This window comes from Paraburkholderia sp. BR10923 (assembly GCF_040948765.1).
GTDB lineage: Bacteria > Pseudomonadota > Gammaproteobacteria > Burkholderiales > Burkholderiaceae > Paraburkholderia > Paraburkholderia youngii.
Window position 1 is genome coordinate 341,525 of sequence record NZ_JBFPKO010000005.1, and the last position, 15,991, is coordinate 357,515.

The following is a 15,991-nucleotide window of genomic DNA, read 5'->3' on the forward strand; positions in this document are numbered from 1 at the left end:
GCGCGCGAGCGCCGCCGGGAGCTTGTCGGGGTCTGCCGCTTGCACGCGGCGGGCGGCCAGAGCGGCCGCGCGACAGCAAGAATAGCAGTTTATCGACGGCCGCGGCCGCACTATCGTCCGCTATCTGCCGCTTGCCGGGCCCAGCCGCGCCGCGATCGTGCGGCATGCCGCAAGCAGCGGCTCGATGTAAGTAGCTTGCACATCGTCGCGACGGCGGAAGGTCGGCATGCTGATGCTCACGCAGCCGGCCGCGCGGCCGTCCGGGCCGAGAATCGCGGCGCCGTAGCAGCAGATCGATGCTTCGTTCTCCTCGTGATCCTCCGCGTAGCCGCGTTGCGCGGTCGCATCGATCTCGCGGCGCACGGCGTCGAGGTCGGTCAGCGTGTGCTCGGTGAAACGCGCGAGTGGCGCGTTCTTCAGCAGCGCCTCGCGCTCGGGCAACGTGAGTGTCGCCAGATACGCCTTGCCGACCGAGCTCGACGTCAGCGACACGCGCGTGCCGATGCGCGAGGCCATGCGCACCGCGTGCGGGCTTTCGAGCTTTTCGATGTAGACCATCTCACCCTGACTCGGCACCGCGAGGTGGATCGTCTCCGACGTGAGGTCGCGCAACGCCGTCAACGCATCGACGGCCGCGAGCCGCAGGTCCGAGCGCTCCCAGCTATGGCTCGCGAGATTGATCAGGCGCGGTCCGAGGCCGAAGGCGTTGCCGCTGCCGCTCGCGATGATCAGCCCTTCGGCCTGCAATGCGGCGACGATGCGATGCACGGTCGGGCGAGGATAGCCGCTCGCCGCGCTCAGTTTCGCGACGTTGGGCGGAGTTGGCGCATCGGCGATCAGTTGCAGCACCGCGATGAACTTCGAGAACGCGGCGGCGCCGGCGACGGCCTTGGAGTCGGTCTTGTTTTCAGCGTGCCGGACGGCATCATGGCGGGCCGCGCCAGCGTGCGAGGAAGGTTTGGAAGCGGAACTGGACATTACACAGAGGCAGGGCAGGGGTACGCAATTATGCCTTTATCGATGGCCTCAATCGACGGTGACGCCGCTTCACGCAACGACTCGCTCACGCGACCAGATATCCGCCGTCGACCGGAACGATCGCGCCCGTCATGAACGATGCCGCCGGCGTGCAGAGGAACACCGCGACCTGCGCGACTTCTTCAGGCGTGCCCCAGCGACGCAGCGGTGTGCGCTCGAGAATTGCCTGCGAGCGGGCAGCGTCGTCCTGCAACGCCTGCGTGAGCGGCGTTGCGATCCAGCCCGGCGCCACCGCATTGACGCGAATGCCGTCGGCCGCATACGCGATCGCGAGCGACTTCGTTAGCTGCGCCACCGCGCCCTTGCTCGCGCTATAGGCGGGCACGAGACCGCCGCCGAAAAAACTCAGCATCGACGCCGTGTTCACGATGCAGCCCGCCGATGCCTTCAGCAAGTCGCGCGCGGCCGCGCACACCCGCATCGTGCCGTTCAGATTGATATCCATCACGCGTTCGAATACGTCGAGCCGATGTTCTTCGACGCGGCTGATCACGCCCGCGCAGTTGACCACGATGTCGAGACGCTCGAACGCGTTAACCGCTGCGCTTACCGCCTCGGCCGAGCGCACGTCCAGCGTGACGCGCGGAATCTCGCGATCGAGCATATCGGGTGCGCGTTCGGGCAGCGGCAAACCGGCCGCAACCGTGTGCGCCCCGAGGTGCGCGAGCGCGTTGGCGATTGCCGCGCCGATGCCGGACAAGCCGCCGGTCACGAACGCGGTCTTGCCTTCGAGTAGTTGATTCTGGAATGTCATGTGAGAAGCCGCGTCAGGTGGGTTGGGTCTCGATCGAGCTCGCGAGCGGCGCGGGCGCGACTTCCTTGACGACGAACAGATAGACGAGCGCCGCCGCGAACGCAACCGCCGCGCTGATCAGGAGCGCGTTGACGAATGAATGCGTCTGATCGACGACGATGCCGGTGATCACCGGCGCGAACGAGCCGCCCAGATAGCCGCCGAAGTTCTGCATGCTGCCGAGCGACGCCACCAGATGGCGCGGCGCGGCGACGCTGACGAGCGCCCATGCGCTGCCGCTCGACAGGTTCACGAACAGCATCGCGAGCGACACGTAGACGATCGCGAGCGTCGTGCTCGGCGTGTAGGCGGCCGGCACCGTGAACGCGGCCGCGCCGACGAGGCCGATGCACAGCGGCCACTTGCGGCTGCGGATCGGCGCCATGCCGCGCTTCAACAGATAGTCGGCGATGACGCCGCTGCTCGCCATGCCGATCGTGCCGAACACATAGGGAATCGCGACGAGCCAGCCGGTGTGCGCGATGCTCAAATGACGCTCGCGCTCCAGATAGCCGGGCAGCCAGGTCAGATAGAGCCACACCATGTAGATCACGCCCATGAAGCCGAAGATCATGCCCCACGTATTGCGCAGCTTGAACAACGCGCCCCATTCGGACCAGCTGAGGCCCTGCGGGTTTTCCTGGGCGGTTGCGCCTTCGTTCAGATGCGCGGTCTCGGCTTCGGTCAGCGCGATTTCGCTGCGATTACGATAGACGACGTACCACGCGAGCGCGACGATTATGCCGACCACGCCCATGATGACGAACATCGTTCGCCATCCGAAGGCCAGCATCAGCACCGTGAGCAGCGGCGGCGCGATCATCGGCGCGATGGTGGATGACGAGATGAAGGTGCCGATCGGCGTGCCGCGCTCGCGTACCGCGAACCATTCGCTGACGACTTTCGCGCCGGCCGGAAAGAGCGGCGCCTCGGCGATGCCGAGCACGACCCGCGCGCTCAGGAAGTGATTGAGCGTCTGGATGAAGCCGCCCGCGACCTGGGCGATCGACCATACGAGCATGCCGAGGCCGAGCATCACGCGCGAGCCGAAACGGTCGAGCAGTGCGCCGACCGGCAACTGAGCGAACGCGTACGACAACGAGAACGCGGACAGCAGCAAGCCCATCTGCGAAGCGGACAGATGCAACTCCTCGCTGACCAGATGATTCGCGATCGACAGCGTGCTGCGGTCGAGATAATTGACGATGCCCGCAACCGTCAGGAAGACGACGGCCACCACCTGGATACGTTTCAGACGCTGCGACTTCTGAAGCATGCTTGTCTCCTGCGCAATGTGTCCTGCTGGGTGGGATGGTGTTGCTGTGACGCCTGGTATTGCAGAGTCGTTGGGCGCGTTGTTTACCGGATGAACTGATCGACGTAGTCTTCGCCGAGCCCGATCGACGCGTAGTGCTTGCGGCACATGTCGATCTTCGTGAACACGTCTTCATAGCCGGTGTGGTTGCCGTACGGATCGCAATAGAACATCACGCCGTTGACCTGGAAGTACGTGATCATTTCCTCGACGTCCTCGGGCACATACAAGGTATGCGTTTCGCCCGGCGGCTCGTACACATAGCTGCCTTCGGTTGCGACCCAATCATGTTCGAGATAGCGCCAGTGGCCCTTGAGCACCATGCCGTGCACGGCCTGCGGATGACGATGCCGGCTCAGCACACCCGAGCGGCGCACGCGCAGCAGATTCATCCAGTATCCCTGCGACGCGTTCAGGCACAGCGGACGGAACGACACGTTTTCGGCCTGCGGGACCCACACGCGTTCGTCGGTCGGAATCGCGAAGGGCACGACAATTTCCTTTTGCGCTTCCTTCGGGAACGGCAGCTGGTACGGCGTCAAATCGGATTGATTGGCCTCTGGCATGGGGAAATTCCTCGCGAAGTGTGCCAAAAGAACTTGATGTCCACATTGTGGATGCCAAGTCTACGATATGGTCATTATCGGAACCGGTTTCGGCGGGGTCAATCCTGGGGAAATCACTGGTCGGGGACGATAAGCCACTCGTGAATTAATCCTCACACCGCGGGACAGATGCACGGGCAACTATGGCCACGAGCGCGCACGACGCGCAAATGACCCACAAATCAAGGCTTCTTCGCCTGTTCTGATCGAGCACCATCTTTAAGCCTTGTTTAAGAGGAGGCCACTACATTACGCATCCATCTCGAAATTTTCGGCAATATTCCCTTGACTATGACCACGAAAAAATACTGGAGCGGTAGCGCTGCGATTTGCGTAGTACTCGCCTTTGGCGGCGCGTATGCACTGAGCCATCGCAATGCCGATGCGTCCGTGAGCGACACGCAGGGCTCGACGTCGTCGCTGCACGCGGTGTCCGATATCGTCGGCTCGCGCTCGTCGGCGCCCGACTTCTCCAGCATCGTCACGCGCTATGGTCCGGCGGTCGTGCATATCGGCGTCAAGGAAGCCGCGTCGATCGACGAGAACGGTCAACGCAAGAGCGGCGGCGAAGCGCTCGGCTCGGGCTTCATCATCAGCCAGGACGGGTTCATTCTGACCAACAATCACGTCGTCGACGGCGCGACCAGCGTGAGCGTGAAGCTCACCGACGGCCGCGAATTCCGCGCCCGTGTGATCGGCAAGGACAAGACCACCGACGTCGCCGTCGTCAAGATCGACGCGAACAATCTGCCGACCGTGAAGATCGGCAACCCGGACAGCAGCAAGGTCGGCGAATGGGTCGTAGCAATCGGCTCGCCGTACGGCTTCGACAGCACGGTGACCTCGGGCATCATCAGCGCGAAATCGCGCTCGATGTCCGACGATAGCCCGATCCCGTTCATCCAGACCGACGTGCCGGTCAATCCGGGCAACTCGGGTGGTCCGCTGTTCAATCTGAATGGCGAAGTGATCGGCATCAACTCGATGATCTACTCGCGCACCGGTGGCTTCCAGGGTCTGTCGTTCGCAATTCCGATCGATGCGGCGATGCACGTGAAAGACCAGCTCGTGAGCACTGGTCACGTGACTCGCGGCCGCATCGGCGTGGCCGTGCAACCGCTCAGCGCCGACAAGGCGAAGGCGCTCGGCCTCGACTCCGCGGGCGGCGCACTGGTCGGCTCCGTCGATCCGAATGGTCCCGCGCACGCAGCCGGTCTGCGCCAGGGCGACGTGATCGTCGGCGTGAACGGCAAGCATATCGATAACACGAGGGAATTGGTCGGTCAGGTTGCGCAACTGTCGCCGGGCAGCAAAGCGACGATCAGCGTGTGGCGCAACGGCAGCGAAAACAAGCTGTCGGTGACGGTGGGCACGCAGCAAGCGTCGGACTTGGCGTCAGCCGAGCCGGGCGAAGAGCAGCAGCCCCAACCGCAGCAGCAAAACCGTCCGCGTCTGGGCGTCGCCGTGCGCCCGCTGTCCCGCGACGAACTGCAGCAAGCGCAGCTGCCGGGCGGCGTGGTAGTGCAGCAGGCCACCGGTCCGGCCGCCGAGGCAGGCATTCAGGCGGGCGACATCATCGTTGCCGTCGACGGCAAGGTGATTCGCGGCGTCGAGCAGCTGCGCCGCATGATCGCGCAGGCGGACGAAAGCGTGTCCATCACCGTGGTGCGCGATGGTGAACAAGCGTCGGTCGACGTGACGCTTGGCTGATGAGTAGAACCCGCCGGTGCAATGCCGGCGGCGGGCACGACGCGCTGATGCAGCGCGCGTGCCTCAGTTGGACGGCTGGACCCCATCCGCGTGAGACGTGCTGTGCGATACGTTCGGCGGCTCGTCGGGTCCGCCCCCCAACGCGACGTAGAGCGACACGCCATTCTGCAAGGCCGTCGCCCGAAGCTGGATCAGTTGCTGCTCGGCGGCAAACTGATTGCGTCGCGCATCCACAACCTCGAGGTAGATCGAGATCCCGTTTTCGTAGCGCAGCTCCGCAGTTTCGGCGAGCTGCCGCTGCGCCTGCACCGCCTGCTCCTGCGCCGCGATCTGCTCCTTGTAGCGTTGCCGTGCGACCAATGCATCGGAGACCTCGCGAAACGCGTTCTGCACCGTGCGCTGATAGTCGGCGACCAGTTCGTCGCGCCGCGCGCGCGCCTGCGCGAGTTGCGCCTGGCGCTGTCCCGCATCGAAGATCGGCATGCCGACCAGCGCGCCGAACGACCACGCCTGTTTGGCCGGCACGAACAGATCGCCGAGTTCGGGCGACACATAACCGAAGCTGCCCGTCAGCGCGATGCGCGGGAAAAAGTCCGCGCGAGCGGCGCCGATGTCGGCATTGGCCGCGCGCAGCTGCTGCTCGGCCTGCTGGATGTCCGGCCGGTCGATCAGCAACGCGGAGGGCAGGCCCGCATCGAGTTCGCGGAACTGCGCGGCGTCGGCGATAGGCGGTGCTTGCGGTAGCGCCTCGTTCAGTGGCCCGCCGATCAGCACCTCGAGCAGATTGCGCTGCTGCGCGGTGGTCCGTTGCAGCTCCGCGAGCTGCGTTTGCGCCTGCGTGACGAGAATGGCGGCCTGGTCGTAATCGACCATCGACGTGACGCCCGCGTCGAGCCGCATCTTCGCGACTTCCAGCGCGTAGCGCCGGCTGTCGAGCGTCTGTTGCGCGAGCGCGATGCCTTCTTCCCCCGAACGGATCGCGTAGTAGTTCGACGCGACATTGCCGATCAGCGACAAACGAAACGCGTGCTGCGCGTCGACGGTGGCCAGATACCGGCGCCGCGCCGCTTCGCTGGTGTTGCGCACGCGCCCCCAGAAATCGAGTTCGAACGACGTCACCGCGGCCTGCACGTTGTACTGGTTGAACTGGACCGAGATGTCAGTGTTGTCGAACTCGGGATCGATCGAACCGAGCGGCGCCTTCGTGCGGGTCGCAGCCGCGTTCGCATTGACCTGCGGCAAACGCGCGGCGTTCTGGATGCGATAGAACGCGCGCGCCTGCTCGATGCGCGCGATCGACGCGGCGAGATCGCGGTTGTGCTCGAGCGCGGCCTCGATCAGCAGCTTCAGTTGCGGATCGGCGAAGAAGGTCTGCCAGTCGACTTCGCTTGCCAGATGCGCGGTGGCCGGATTGGCGGTCTCCGTCGTGTCGAAATGATCGGCGATCGGCAGTGAGGGCTGCTGATACTTCGGCGCAAAGTTGCAGGCGGCGAGCGCGCAGCAGAAGAGGGGCAGCAGCAGGCGCTTATGAAGGCACCGATGAAGGCTCTGATGAAGGCTCTTAGGCATCGCGCTGCCCTCCACCCAATTCGCCCGGCGTGGCCGTTGGCCGATCGTCATCGTCCAGATCGATGCTGCGCTTCTTGCGGCTCAGCCAGCGACGCGCGGCGACATAGAACAACGGCGTAAAGAAGATGCCGAACATCGTCGCGGTCAGCATGCTGCCCATCACGCCGGTGCCGACCGCGCGCCGGCTCGCAGCGCCCGCGCCGGTCGCGAGCACGAGCGGCAGCATGCCCAGCACGAACGTGACGCTAGTCATCAGAATAGGGCGCAGACGCTGCTGCGCGCCGTTCTTCGCGGCGGCCAGCGCGTCCTTTCCTGCGGCTTCCTCCTTGATCGCGAACTCGACGATCAGAATCGCGTTCTTCGCGGCAAGGCCGATGATCGTCACGAGGCCGATGTTGAAGTACACGTCCGCGGACAGTCCACGCAGCATCGTCAGCACTACCGCGCCGATCACGCCGAACGGGATGATCAGCAACACCGCGACCGGAATCGCCCAGCTCTCGTACAGCGCCGCGAGCAGCAGGAACACGACCACGAGCGACAACCCCAGCAGCATGCCGATCTGCCCGCTCGCCTGTTTTTCCTCGAACGCGGTGCCGGTCCATTCGTAGCTCAGGCTGCCGGTCAACACGCGCGACGCGATGCGTTCCATCTCGGCGATCGCCGCGCCGCTCGAACGGCCGGGCGCGGCCTGCCCCGACAGCGTCGCGGACGGAAAGCCGTTATAGCGTTCGAGCTGCTGCGGCCCGGAAATCCAGCGCACGTGCGAGAACGCCGAGAACGGCACCATCTCGCCGCGGTTGTTGCGCAGGCGCAGCGCGCTCACATCCTCGGCGCGCATGCGTTGTTCGGCGTCCGCCTGCAACAGCACGCGCAGCACGTTGCCCTCGAATACGAAGTCGTTCACGTAGTTCGAACCGAACGTCAGCGCAAGCGCCTGGTTCACCTGGCCGATCTGCAGACCGAGCGCGCGCGCCTTCACGCGATCGATCTCGACATACAGCTGCGGCGCCTCCGGCATGCCCTCGGCGCGCACGCCGGCGAGAAGAGGGCTTTGCGACGCCTCGATCATCATGCGCCGCGCGGCCTGTTGCAGTGCTTCGCCGCCGATGCCGCTGCGATCCTGGATCTTCATCGTGAAGCCGGTCGCGGTGCCGAGCGACGGAATCGGCGGCGGATCGAGCGCAAAAATGATCGCCTCGGGAATCTGCCGGAACGCGGCGTTCGCGCGACGCACCAGCGCGCTCGCCGAATTCTCCTCGCCCGAGCGCTCGTCCCACGGCTTCAGATCGACGAACGACAGCGCCGCCGATTGCCCCTGGCCGAAGAAGCTGAAGCCCGTCACGGATGCGACGTTGCGCACCTGCGGCTGCGTTCGCAGAAACGCCTCGACCTGATCGATTGCGCGCTGCGTGCGCTGGTCGGTGGAACCCGGCGGCCCGGTATAGGTGACGAAAATGTATCCCTGGTCCTCGGTCGGCAGAAAGCCGGTCGGCAGCCGCGTGAAGAAAAACGCGGTGATCGCGCAAGCCGCGACGAACACCAGCAGCCAGCGCAGCGGCGAGCGCAACATCGCATCGACGCCGCCGATATAGCGCGTGGTGCCCGCTTCGAGCCCGCGATTGAAGCCGCCGAACACGCCGTGCAGCAGACGTGAGGCCGGGTTCTTCGGCCGTTCGTTGGCGGCCGCCTCGCTGCGCAACATCGCCGCGCACAACGCCGCGCCGAGTGTCAGCGCCAGCACCGTCGACAGCAGGATCGACACCGCGAGCGTGACAGAAAACTGCCGGTAGATCCCGCCCGTCGAGCCCGGAAAGAACGCCATCGGAATGAACACTGCGACGAGCACCAGCGTACTCGCGATCGCCGCGCCCGAAATCTGCCCGATCGCTTTCACCGTTGCGCGCGGCGCGCCGAGCCCTTCCTCGCGCATGATGCGCGCGACGTTTTCGACGACGACGATCGCATCGTCGTTGAGGATACCGATCGCGACCACCATGCCGAACAGCGACAGAATGTTGATCGACAACCCGAACAGATAGAGCCCCGCGCACGTGCCGATCAGCGCGATCGGCACGACGATCGTCGGGATCACGGTCGCGCGCCAGTCCTGCAGGAACAGGAACACCACGACCGTCACGAGCAGCAGCGCCTCGACCATCGTGCGGATCACGCCCTGCACCGAGGTCGTGATGAATGGCGTGGTGTCGAACGGCACGGTCCACGTGACGCCGCGCGGGAAGATCGTCTGCAATTCGCGCATGCGCTGGCGCACCGCGTTGGCGACCGCGAGCGCGTTCGCGCCGCTGGCGAGCTGGATCGCGATGCCGGCCGACGCCTTGCCGTTGACGGTGAGCCGGTTGCCATAGCTGTCGTTGCCGAGCTCGACGCGCGCGACGTCGCCCACCCGCACGGTCGAGCCATCCGGATTCGCGCGCACGATGATTTCGCGGAACTGCTCGGGCGTCGTGAAGCGGCTTTGCGTGACGATCTGCGCGGTGAATTCGGAGCCCGGCGCGATCGGCTGATCGCCAAGGCCGCCGCCGGCGGTCTGGCTGTTCTGCTCCTGGATCGCCTGCAGCACCTCGCTCGCCGACAGACCAAAGCCCGCGAGCTTGCGCGGATCGATCCAGATCCGCATCGCATACGACGAGCCGAATAGCTGCACGTCGCCGACGCCGTCGATCCGGCGCAGCTCATTGACGATGTTGTTCGACGCGAAGTTGCCCATCGCGACGGCGCTGGTGGAACTGTCGGTCGCCTGCAGCGCAAGCAGCATCAGAAAGCCGGATGACGCCTTCGTCACGCGCACGCCGACCTGTCGGACTTCGAGCGGCAGGCGCGGCTCGACGCGGCTCAGACGGTCCTGCACCTGGCTGCGCGCGACGTCGAGATCGGTGCCGGGCTTCAGCACCACGGTGATCTGCATCGTGCCGTTCGAGCGGCTCACCGACGACATGTACAGGAAATTGTCGATGCCGTTCATCTCGTCTTCGACGATCGACGTGACGGTACGCTCGAGCGTGTTCGCGTCGGCGCCGCTGTACACCGCGGTGATGCTGAGCGACGGCGGGGCGACGTCGGGGTACTGCTCGACCGGCAACAGCGCGAGCGCGATCGCGCCGAACAGCACGATGAACAGCGCGATGACCCACGCGAAAACCGGCCGGGCGACGAAGAATCGATTCATCGGGCCGCCCGTCAGTGCGCGGCGGAAGCGGGGGCGGCGGGCTTGGCCAACTGCGCGGCCGGCTGCGCCGCTGGCGAAGCATCGGGCGCGGGCCGCGCGTCGACATGCTGACCCGGTTGCACCTTCTGCCAGCCGTCGACGATCAGGCGCTCGCCGGGCTTCAAACCACCGCGCACGGTCCAGCGTCCTTCGCCCTGTTCGCCGAGATCGATGTTGCGGCGGACCACGGTGCCGTCGTCGGCGACCAGCGCGACGCTCGCAACGCCGTTGTCGAGCTGCACCGCCCGCTCTGGAATACGGATGCCCTGCAGAGTGCCCGCCGCGATGATGCGCCCGCGCACGAATTGCCCCGGCAACAGCGTGCGGTCCGGATTCGCGAAGCGCGCGCGCACCGTCTGCGTGCCGGTCGATGGATCGATGACGAGGTCGGCGAAGTCGAGAAAGCCGCGCTCGTTGTAGACCTGGCCGTTGGCGAGGATCAGTTGCACCTCGACGTGCTTCATGCTGGTCGGCTTGCGCGCGCCCGCCTGGATCTGCTGCTCGACATCGAGCATCACGGTATTCGACTGCGTGAACACCGCGTTGATCGGCGTCAGCTGATTGACCTGCGTAAGCAGCGTGGCCGCGCCCGCGCTGACGAGCGCGCCTTCGGTGACGAGCGCGCGGCCCGCGCGCCCGGCGATGGGCGTGCGTATGATGCAGCGATCCAGCCGCAGTTGCGCAAGCGCAACCGCGGCTTGCGCATCGGAGACATTGGCCTGGGCCTGCTGCATCGTCGCGAGCGCGGCGTCGTATTCTTGCGCGCTGACCGCATGACGGCCGACGAGCGGCTTGAACCGCTCCACGACCGACGCCGCGTTGTCTCGCACGGCGGTCGCGCGCGTGAGCGCGGCCTGCGCCTGCTGCAACTGCGCGCGATAGTCGCTCGCGTCGATCTGGAAGAGCGGGGCGTTGGCCGGCAGGTCCGTGCCTTCCTGATACAGCGTGCGCTCGACGATGCCATCGACGCGCGCGCGAATCTCGGCGGTGCGCACGGCCTCGATGCGGCCCGGCAACTCGACGACATCGGCGACAGGGGTGGTGGAAACCGTTTCGACCAGAACGGGAACCGGCGGCGGCATCGACGCGGCGGTGGGAGTCTGCGACCGGTCGTTGCAGGCGGCAAGCAGGAACGGCAAACCGGTGATCAGCAGCGACACGGCACGACTACGCAGGCGGAATGCGGAGCAAGGCAAGAGAAACTCCTTTGATCAAGGCAGTCTTTTTTGCGCGTGAGATCGGTGACGGTTTTTCCGGTTTGCGGTCGAATTAACTATTCGGAACGAGTGTGGGCGCGTTAATGCGCGGGAAAATATTTCCGTTGATCCTACCGTGTCTGGGTGGCTTGTCAATTTATTCTTGGTGGTCGCGAGTGGGGAGGACTTGCCGCTCGCAAGCGAGACACCGCGTGGGTTGCCGAACAGACACGCAGCGCGCATGTCCAAAGAGACCGGCAGGGTGAATGGCAATCGTCAATTACATGTCAATTGCCATCCGGCAATCGCCGCTAATTAATGGCATGCAATTGTCACCCAATAACAGTCACGTATGCTTGCGCTCAGGATGGCGCAACACCGAATGATTGCGGCCGTACGACAGATAAATCGTCATGCCGATCACGAGCCACACGACGAGCCGCAGCCACGTGACGAGCGGCAGGCCGACCATCAGCAGCACGCAGAACAGGATGCCGAGCACCGGCACGACCGGTACGCCGGGCGCCCGGAATGGACGCGCCGCCTCGGAGTCGCTGCGCCGCAGATAGATCACCGCGCCGCACACGAGCACGAATGCGAACAGCGTGCCGATGCTGACCATCTCGCCGAGCACGCCGATCGGCGTCAGCGCAGAGACGATCGCGACGACCGTACCGATCAGGATCTGGCTCAGATAAGGTGTGTGCAGACGCAGATGCACCTTCGCGAAAAAGTGCGGCAACAGACCGTCTTGCGACATCGTGAAGAAGATGCGGCTTTGTCCATAGAGCAGCACGAGTATCACGGTGGTCAGCCCCGTCAACGCGCCGATTTTGATCAGTATCGCGAACCACGTGAGCCCGATCGTGTCGACGCCCTTGGCGATCGGATCGGGAACGTTCAGCTCGGTGTAGGGAACGAGGCCGGTCAGCACGGCGGCGACGAGGATGTACAGCACCGTGCAGATGATCAGCGAGCCGAGAATGCCGATCGGCATATCGCGCTGCGGCTGTCGCGCCTCCTGCGCGGCGGTGGACACCGCATCGAAGCCGATGAACGCGAAGAACACCACGGCCGAGCCGCGCAGAATGCCGCTCATGCCGAAACTGCCGAACTGCCCGGTATTGGCAGGAATGAACGGATGCCAGTGTTCCGGCTTGATGAAAAACAGGCCGATCGCGATAAATGCGACCACCACGGTCAGCTTGACCGCGACCATCACGTTGTTCAGGCGCGCCGATTCCTTGGTCCCCAACACGAGCAACGTGGTCAGGATCGCGATGATCACCACCGCCGGCAGGTTGATCACGCCGGTGACCGTCGAGCCATCGGCCAGTTTGACGACGGTGCCAGGGGCGGCGGCGAGGGTAGGTGGAATATCGATACCGACATTGCGCAACAGGCTCACGATATAGCCGGACCAGCCGACCGCGACGGTCGCGGCGCCCATCGCGTATTCGAGGATCAGGTCCCAGCCGATGATCCACGCGAAGATTTCGCCGAGCGTCGCATACGTGTACGTGTAGCTGCTGCCGCACACGGGCAGCATCGCCGCGAGCTCCGAATAGCACAGGCCGACGAACGCGCACGCGATGCCGCCCAGGATGAACGACAGCGTGATGGCCGGGCCCGCGAACTGCGCGGCGGCGGTCCCCGTCAGCACGAAGATGCCGGCGCCGATGATCGCGCCGATGCCCATCGCGGTGATACTCGTCGCGCCCAGCGTTTTCGACAGATGGCGGCCTTCTTCGACGTCGGCGCTGGCGACGATCTCAGCGATGGTTTTGCGTGCCATGTAACCGGTATCGGCCATGATGAGTCGTCCCTTTTTCAGTGTTGATTAGGCACGAACCGGTCAGACTGTCATCGGCTCGCGGAGCACGACAAAAACATCCGTCGCCGCGCACGGCAACGGTCACGGCAAGTGCAAAGAAAGCGTCTAACGGAAAAAGTCTGAATTCAGTCTATGCCGGATTAAAAGCAAAGTGAAATCGGCTTGCTTCGTCGGGGCGACGGGGCAGTGGCATGGCTGGCGCGCGCAGCAGCGGGCGTGCTGCGGGCCGATGTGCAATCTCAGCCGATCCGCCCGCGCCGCAGCACGCCGCTCAGGCCGAGCGAGTGACCAGGGTCGTAGTAGTGAATCAGGAGCGTGCGCCGCTGCCCGTTCTGTACGTCGAGGTTCGCATGCTGAAGCGCGAAGCCATTGAATTCGTAGACGCTGCCGGGTTTGACCGGAATGCGCTTGCAGTTGCCGACACGCAGATCATGCAGGGTATGCCAGCTGCGCCAACTGAGCGGCAGGCTATGCAGGAAGCCATGACGCATCTTGCAGATCAGGTTGGTCAGCGTCGTGACCGACAGGCGCGGCTTGCAATACATCACGAGATCGCCGTTGTGAACGCCGTCGGGTGCGAGCTGAAGCGGAACCAGCAGCGTCAGCAGGTGCGAGTCGTAATGGCGGCAGTGGCTTTCCGCCAGCGAAGTCTTGCTCGCGCAGCGCAGTACGTGGAACGGCTCGGTCGGTAAGTTTGTTTGCCCGATTTTGGCGGCCATCGCGCGCGCATTCGCGCAGATCGACTGCTCGAGTTCGCGAAAGGCCTGAGCGCGACGCAGCATCTCGGCGATTTTCGCGCCGGATTGCGAGCGCGGTGCGGTGGTGTCAAACAGATGGTCGATGAACTGGTTGATTTCGGCGATCGTCTCCTGGGGAATCACGTCATCAAAAGATTTCAAGGCGACGCTTTGGTCGATTCGAATCCCGTTAATCTCAGTGTGCCCACGCACGTCTGTCAGGGTGTCCATAGCCCAGATTTCCATTCGTTTTTTTGCTCTACAACCGTAATGAAAAATATTCCCTAGTAGCCGCGCACAATGTGCGGAAGCGTACATAAAGCCCTCAGGTGATTGATTCCGATCATTAAATCTAAAGTCGGATTTCTCTGACCGCTTTTCTAAATCACGTTACGAGAATTTGGAAATGGCTGCGACTGCGACGATGCGCGCCGGTGTTCAGAAACCCGACATCTGTATTTAGCGGAAACCCGACATTTCTATTTGGGACCCACAGATTTGATGTTGATAATTTATCTTATGTCAAATGCCATATCCGTCGGAGACGGCCACCACTGGGACACCGACGATGCCCCGTCCCGATGGCGAGGCATCCAAAGCGCGCGTTTCCTTCATACCGCAATCGACACCCGGATGCTGGACGGTTCAGTAATCGTCAACAAAACTGCCTCGACAATTTGATGTCAACCTTACCGCGCGCTCAATCAGATCCTTCACGACTTACCATCCTCCACGCGGACCGGGAGATTTCATGCGCACCAGCCGAAATTAGACAATCGTTAAATCCTTCTTGGTGCACCACGAGACTAAGCTTTCAAGCTAACGCGAATATCGCTGTCGCCGCTCAAGCGGATTTTTAATCGTTGTCTATTGCATCGTGGCTCAGAGACGTTTCGCATATTCTCTCGACCCGCGAGCGTCTCGTCGCGCTCGGAGACTGCGCATGCGCTACGTGCATTTCGACGCGGCGTACGGACACAACGCGTTCGCCGCGTTCCCATTTGCCTCGGTCTGCGATGCATGTTCGAACACCCGCAGACGCTCGGCATCCGCAATCAGTCGTTTCTTGGTCGTCGAGCGTCCCGCCGATCCGAAGCCCATCACCTTTTCGTATTCATGCGGCCTGTCGTGCCTGAAACGATTAAAGAAGTCATCACCCGGCAGGCCGTTATCGAGGCTCATCAGGCAGCCGTAGTCGAGCGACGCGCAATCGCTCAGCGAGCGCGCCGCGTCTGCCAACGCGCGATAACGGCTTTGCAACGGTTCGTCGCGACCGAAAAGCGCGTGCAGTTCCTGATAAGACACGAGTCTCTTGCGCCTGGCGGCACGCAATAGCATCGCGGCGATATCGCGGGTCCTATCCGTGTTCATGTCATTCTCCTTACCGCCTGCTGGCTGATGCCCGATGGCACCGACGAAAACGCTGTCCCCTTTGATCGATTTATGCGTATTGAGTCAAAAAGTGCCCGGCGAAAAAGTATTTCCGGGTATTGAGCGACGCAGTCAAATTAAGCAGACGGTTACTGGAGTCGGGATTCACAGCGACACACTCTGCGCGAATGTCCCGTTTCCCTATAATCCGCCTGGAAAAGCGCCGCAAAACGGTTTTCAATCTTCAGAACCCATTTTTCGCAGATTTCCAGCGAACACCAGCCTGCATCGAAAAATGCATTCGAATTGCATTCGCAAAACAGAAATCCACGCATTCAAACGATTCAGTCTTCCGGCATGCCGCGCGCACTGACAAGCCCTAAACGTCAAGCTCTATGCGGCTTGGAGGTAGTGGCGCTAGCCGCGCGAGGCAGGCCGGATTGATCTTTTGTTTAAATCAGTTCAATCAGGTTAGCAAACGTGAAATTCAATCGCAAGGAAGATCTTTACGTGAAGAAAGAAAAACACAGTGCGAACGTCTTAGCCGAGGATTACGTCGTTTTCTATCAGAGGAAAGACGCGATTGATTTTTTA

Annotated in this window: 12 protein-coding genes; 2 read left to right on the forward strand and 10 right to left on the reverse strand. The window is 63.3% G+C overall.

Going from position 1 to position 15,991, the window contains the following annotated elements; translation table 11 throughout:
• Positions 1 to 120: 120 nt before the first annotated feature.
• The 4 genes from AB3X94_RS12365 to AB3X94_RS12380 all read right to left on the reverse strand — a co-directional run bounded on the left by AB3X94_RS12365 (position 121) and on the right by AB3X94_RS12380 (position 3,712).
• Positions 121 to 978, reverse strand: coding sequence for an IclR family transcriptional regulator (locus AB3X94_RS12365; protein WP_176105922.1), 858 nt, complete (start codon positions 976 to 978; stop codon positions 121 to 123).
• Positions 979 to 1,063: 85 nt separating this feature from the next.
• Positions 1,064 to 1,792 (reverse strand): SDR family NAD(P)-dependent oxidoreductase, encoded by a 729-nt coding sequence (locus AB3X94_RS12370; RefSeq protein ID WP_368611661.1) that lies wholly within the window; start codon positions 1,790 to 1,792, stop codon positions 1,064 to 1,066.
• 13 nt (positions 1,793 to 1,805) lie between these two features.
• Positions 1,806 to 3,107 (reverse strand): MFS transporter, encoded by a 1,302-nt coding sequence (locus AB3X94_RS12375; protein WP_368611662.1) that lies wholly within the window; start codon positions 3,105 to 3,107, stop codon positions 1,806 to 1,808.
• Between the two features lie 83 nt (positions 3,108 to 3,190).
• Positions 3,191 to 3,712 (reverse strand): 2,4'-dihydroxyacetophenone dioxygenase family protein, encoded by a 522-nt coding sequence (locus tag AB3X94_RS12380; RefSeq protein ID WP_368611663.1) that lies wholly within the window; start codon positions 3,710 to 3,712, stop codon positions 3,191 to 3,193.
• Positions 3,713 to 4,042: 330 nt separating this feature from the next.
• On the opposite strand from AB3X94_RS12380, the gene AB3X94_RS12385 reads away from it, so the two are divergent.
• Complete coding sequence (locus AB3X94_RS12385; protein WP_368611664.1) at positions 4,043 to 5,461, forward strand: trypsin-like peptidase domain-containing protein; 1,419 nt, start codon at positions 4,043 to 4,045, stop codon at positions 5,459 to 5,461.
• A 63-nt stretch (positions 5,462 to 5,524) separates the two neighbouring features.
• Here AB3X94_RS12385 and AB3X94_RS12390 read toward each other — a convergent pair whose 3' ends face one another.
• The 6 genes from AB3X94_RS12390 to AB3X94_RS12415 form a co-directional block, all read right to left on the reverse strand.
• The gene (locus AB3X94_RS12390; protein WP_368611665.1) at positions 5,525 to 7,030 is read right to left on the reverse strand and encodes an efflux transporter outer membrane subunit; all 1,506 of its coding nucleotides are present in this window, start codon (positions 7,028 to 7,030) and stop codon (positions 5,525 to 5,527) included.
• Complete coding sequence (locus AB3X94_RS12395; RefSeq protein ID WP_368611666.1) at positions 7,023 to 10,220, reverse strand: multidrug efflux RND transporter permease subunit; 3,198 nt, start codon at positions 10,218 to 10,220, stop codon at positions 7,023 to 7,025. Before AB3X94_RS12395 ends, AB3X94_RS12390 begins: the two co-directional genes overlap by 8 nt.
• 11 nt (positions 10,221 to 10,231) lie before the next feature.
• Positions 10,232 to 11,455 carry an efflux RND transporter periplasmic adaptor subunit gene (locus AB3X94_RS12400; protein WP_176105915.1) on the reverse strand — a complete coding sequence of 408 codons (1,224 nt, stop codon included), beginning with the start codon at positions 11,453 to 11,455 and terminating at the stop codon, positions 10,232 to 10,234.
• A gap of 346 nt (positions 11,456 to 11,801) precedes the next feature.
• Entirely contained in the window at positions 11,802 to 13,268 is a 1,467-nt protein-coding gene (locus AB3X94_RS12405) for an amino acid permease (protein ID WP_176105914.1), read from the reverse strand.
• 260 nt (positions 13,269 to 13,528) lie between these two features.
• On the reverse strand, positions 13,529 to 14,344 hold the full coding sequence (locus AB3X94_RS12410) for a hypothetical protein (RefSeq protein ID WP_368611667.1): 816 nt from the start codon (positions 14,342 to 14,344) through the stop codon (positions 13,529 to 13,531).
• A 630-nt stretch (positions 14,345 to 14,974) separates the two neighbouring features.
• On the reverse strand, positions 14,975 to 15,397 hold the full coding sequence (locus AB3X94_RS12415; RefSeq protein WP_176105913.1) for a hypothetical protein: 423 nt from the start codon (positions 15,395 to 15,397) through the stop codon (positions 14,975 to 14,977).
• 34 nt (positions 15,398 to 15,431) lie between these two features.
• Between AB3X94_RS12415 and AB3X94_RS12420 the strand changes: the two genes are divergently transcribed.
• The gene (locus tag AB3X94_RS12420) at positions 15,432 to 15,770 is read left to right on the forward strand and encodes a hypothetical protein (RefSeq protein WP_368611668.1); all 339 of its coding nucleotides are present in this window, start codon (positions 15,432 to 15,434) and stop codon (positions 15,768 to 15,770) included.
• Positions 15,771 to 15,991 lie beyond the last annotated feature (221 nt).

Excerpts from the sequence above, each read along its gene's own strand:
- AB3X94_RS12365 (WP_176105922.1), bottom strand. The coding sequence starts at position 978 with ATGTCCAGTTCCGCTTCCAAACCTTCCTCGCACGCTGGCGCGGCCCGC.
- AB3X94_RS12370 (WP_368611661.1), bottom strand. The coding sequence starts at position 1,792 with ATGACATTCCAGAATCAACTACTCGAAGGCAAGACCGCGTTCGTGACC.
- AB3X94_RS12375 (WP_368611662.1), bottom strand. The coding sequence starts at position 3,107 with ATGCTTCAGAAGTCGCAGCGTCTGAAACGTATCCAGGTGGTGGCCGTC.
- AB3X94_RS12380 (WP_368611663.1), bottom strand. The coding sequence starts at position 3,712 with ATGCCAGAGGCCAATCAATCCGATTTGACGCCGTACCAGCTGCCGTTC.
- AB3X94_RS12385 (WP_368611664.1), top strand. The coding sequence starts at position 4,043 with ATGACCACGAAAAAATACTGGAGCGGTAGCGCTGCGATTTGCGTAGTA.
- AB3X94_RS12390 (WP_368611665.1), bottom strand. The coding sequence starts at position 7,030 with ATGCCTAAGAGCCTTCATCAGAGCCTTCATCGGTGCCTTCATAAGCGC.
- AB3X94_RS12395 (WP_368611666.1), bottom strand. The coding sequence starts at position 10,220 with ATGAATCGATTCTTCGTCGCCCGGCCGGTTTTCGCGTGGGTCATCGCG.
- AB3X94_RS12405 (WP_176105914.1), bottom strand. The coding sequence starts at position 13,268 with ATGGCCGATACCGGTTACATGGCACGCAAAACCATCGCTGAGATCGTC.
- AB3X94_RS12410 (WP_368611667.1), bottom strand. The coding sequence starts at position 14,344 with ATGTACGCTTCCGCACATTGTGCGCGGCTACTAGGGAATATTTTTCAT.
- AB3X94_RS12415 (WP_176105913.1), bottom strand. The coding sequence starts at position 15,397 with ATGAACACGGATAGGACCCGCGATATCGCCGCGATGCTATTGCGTGCC.
- AB3X94_RS12420 (WP_368611668.1), top strand. The coding sequence starts at position 15,432 with ATGGCACCGACGAAAACGCTGTCCCCTTTGATCGATTTATGCGTATTG.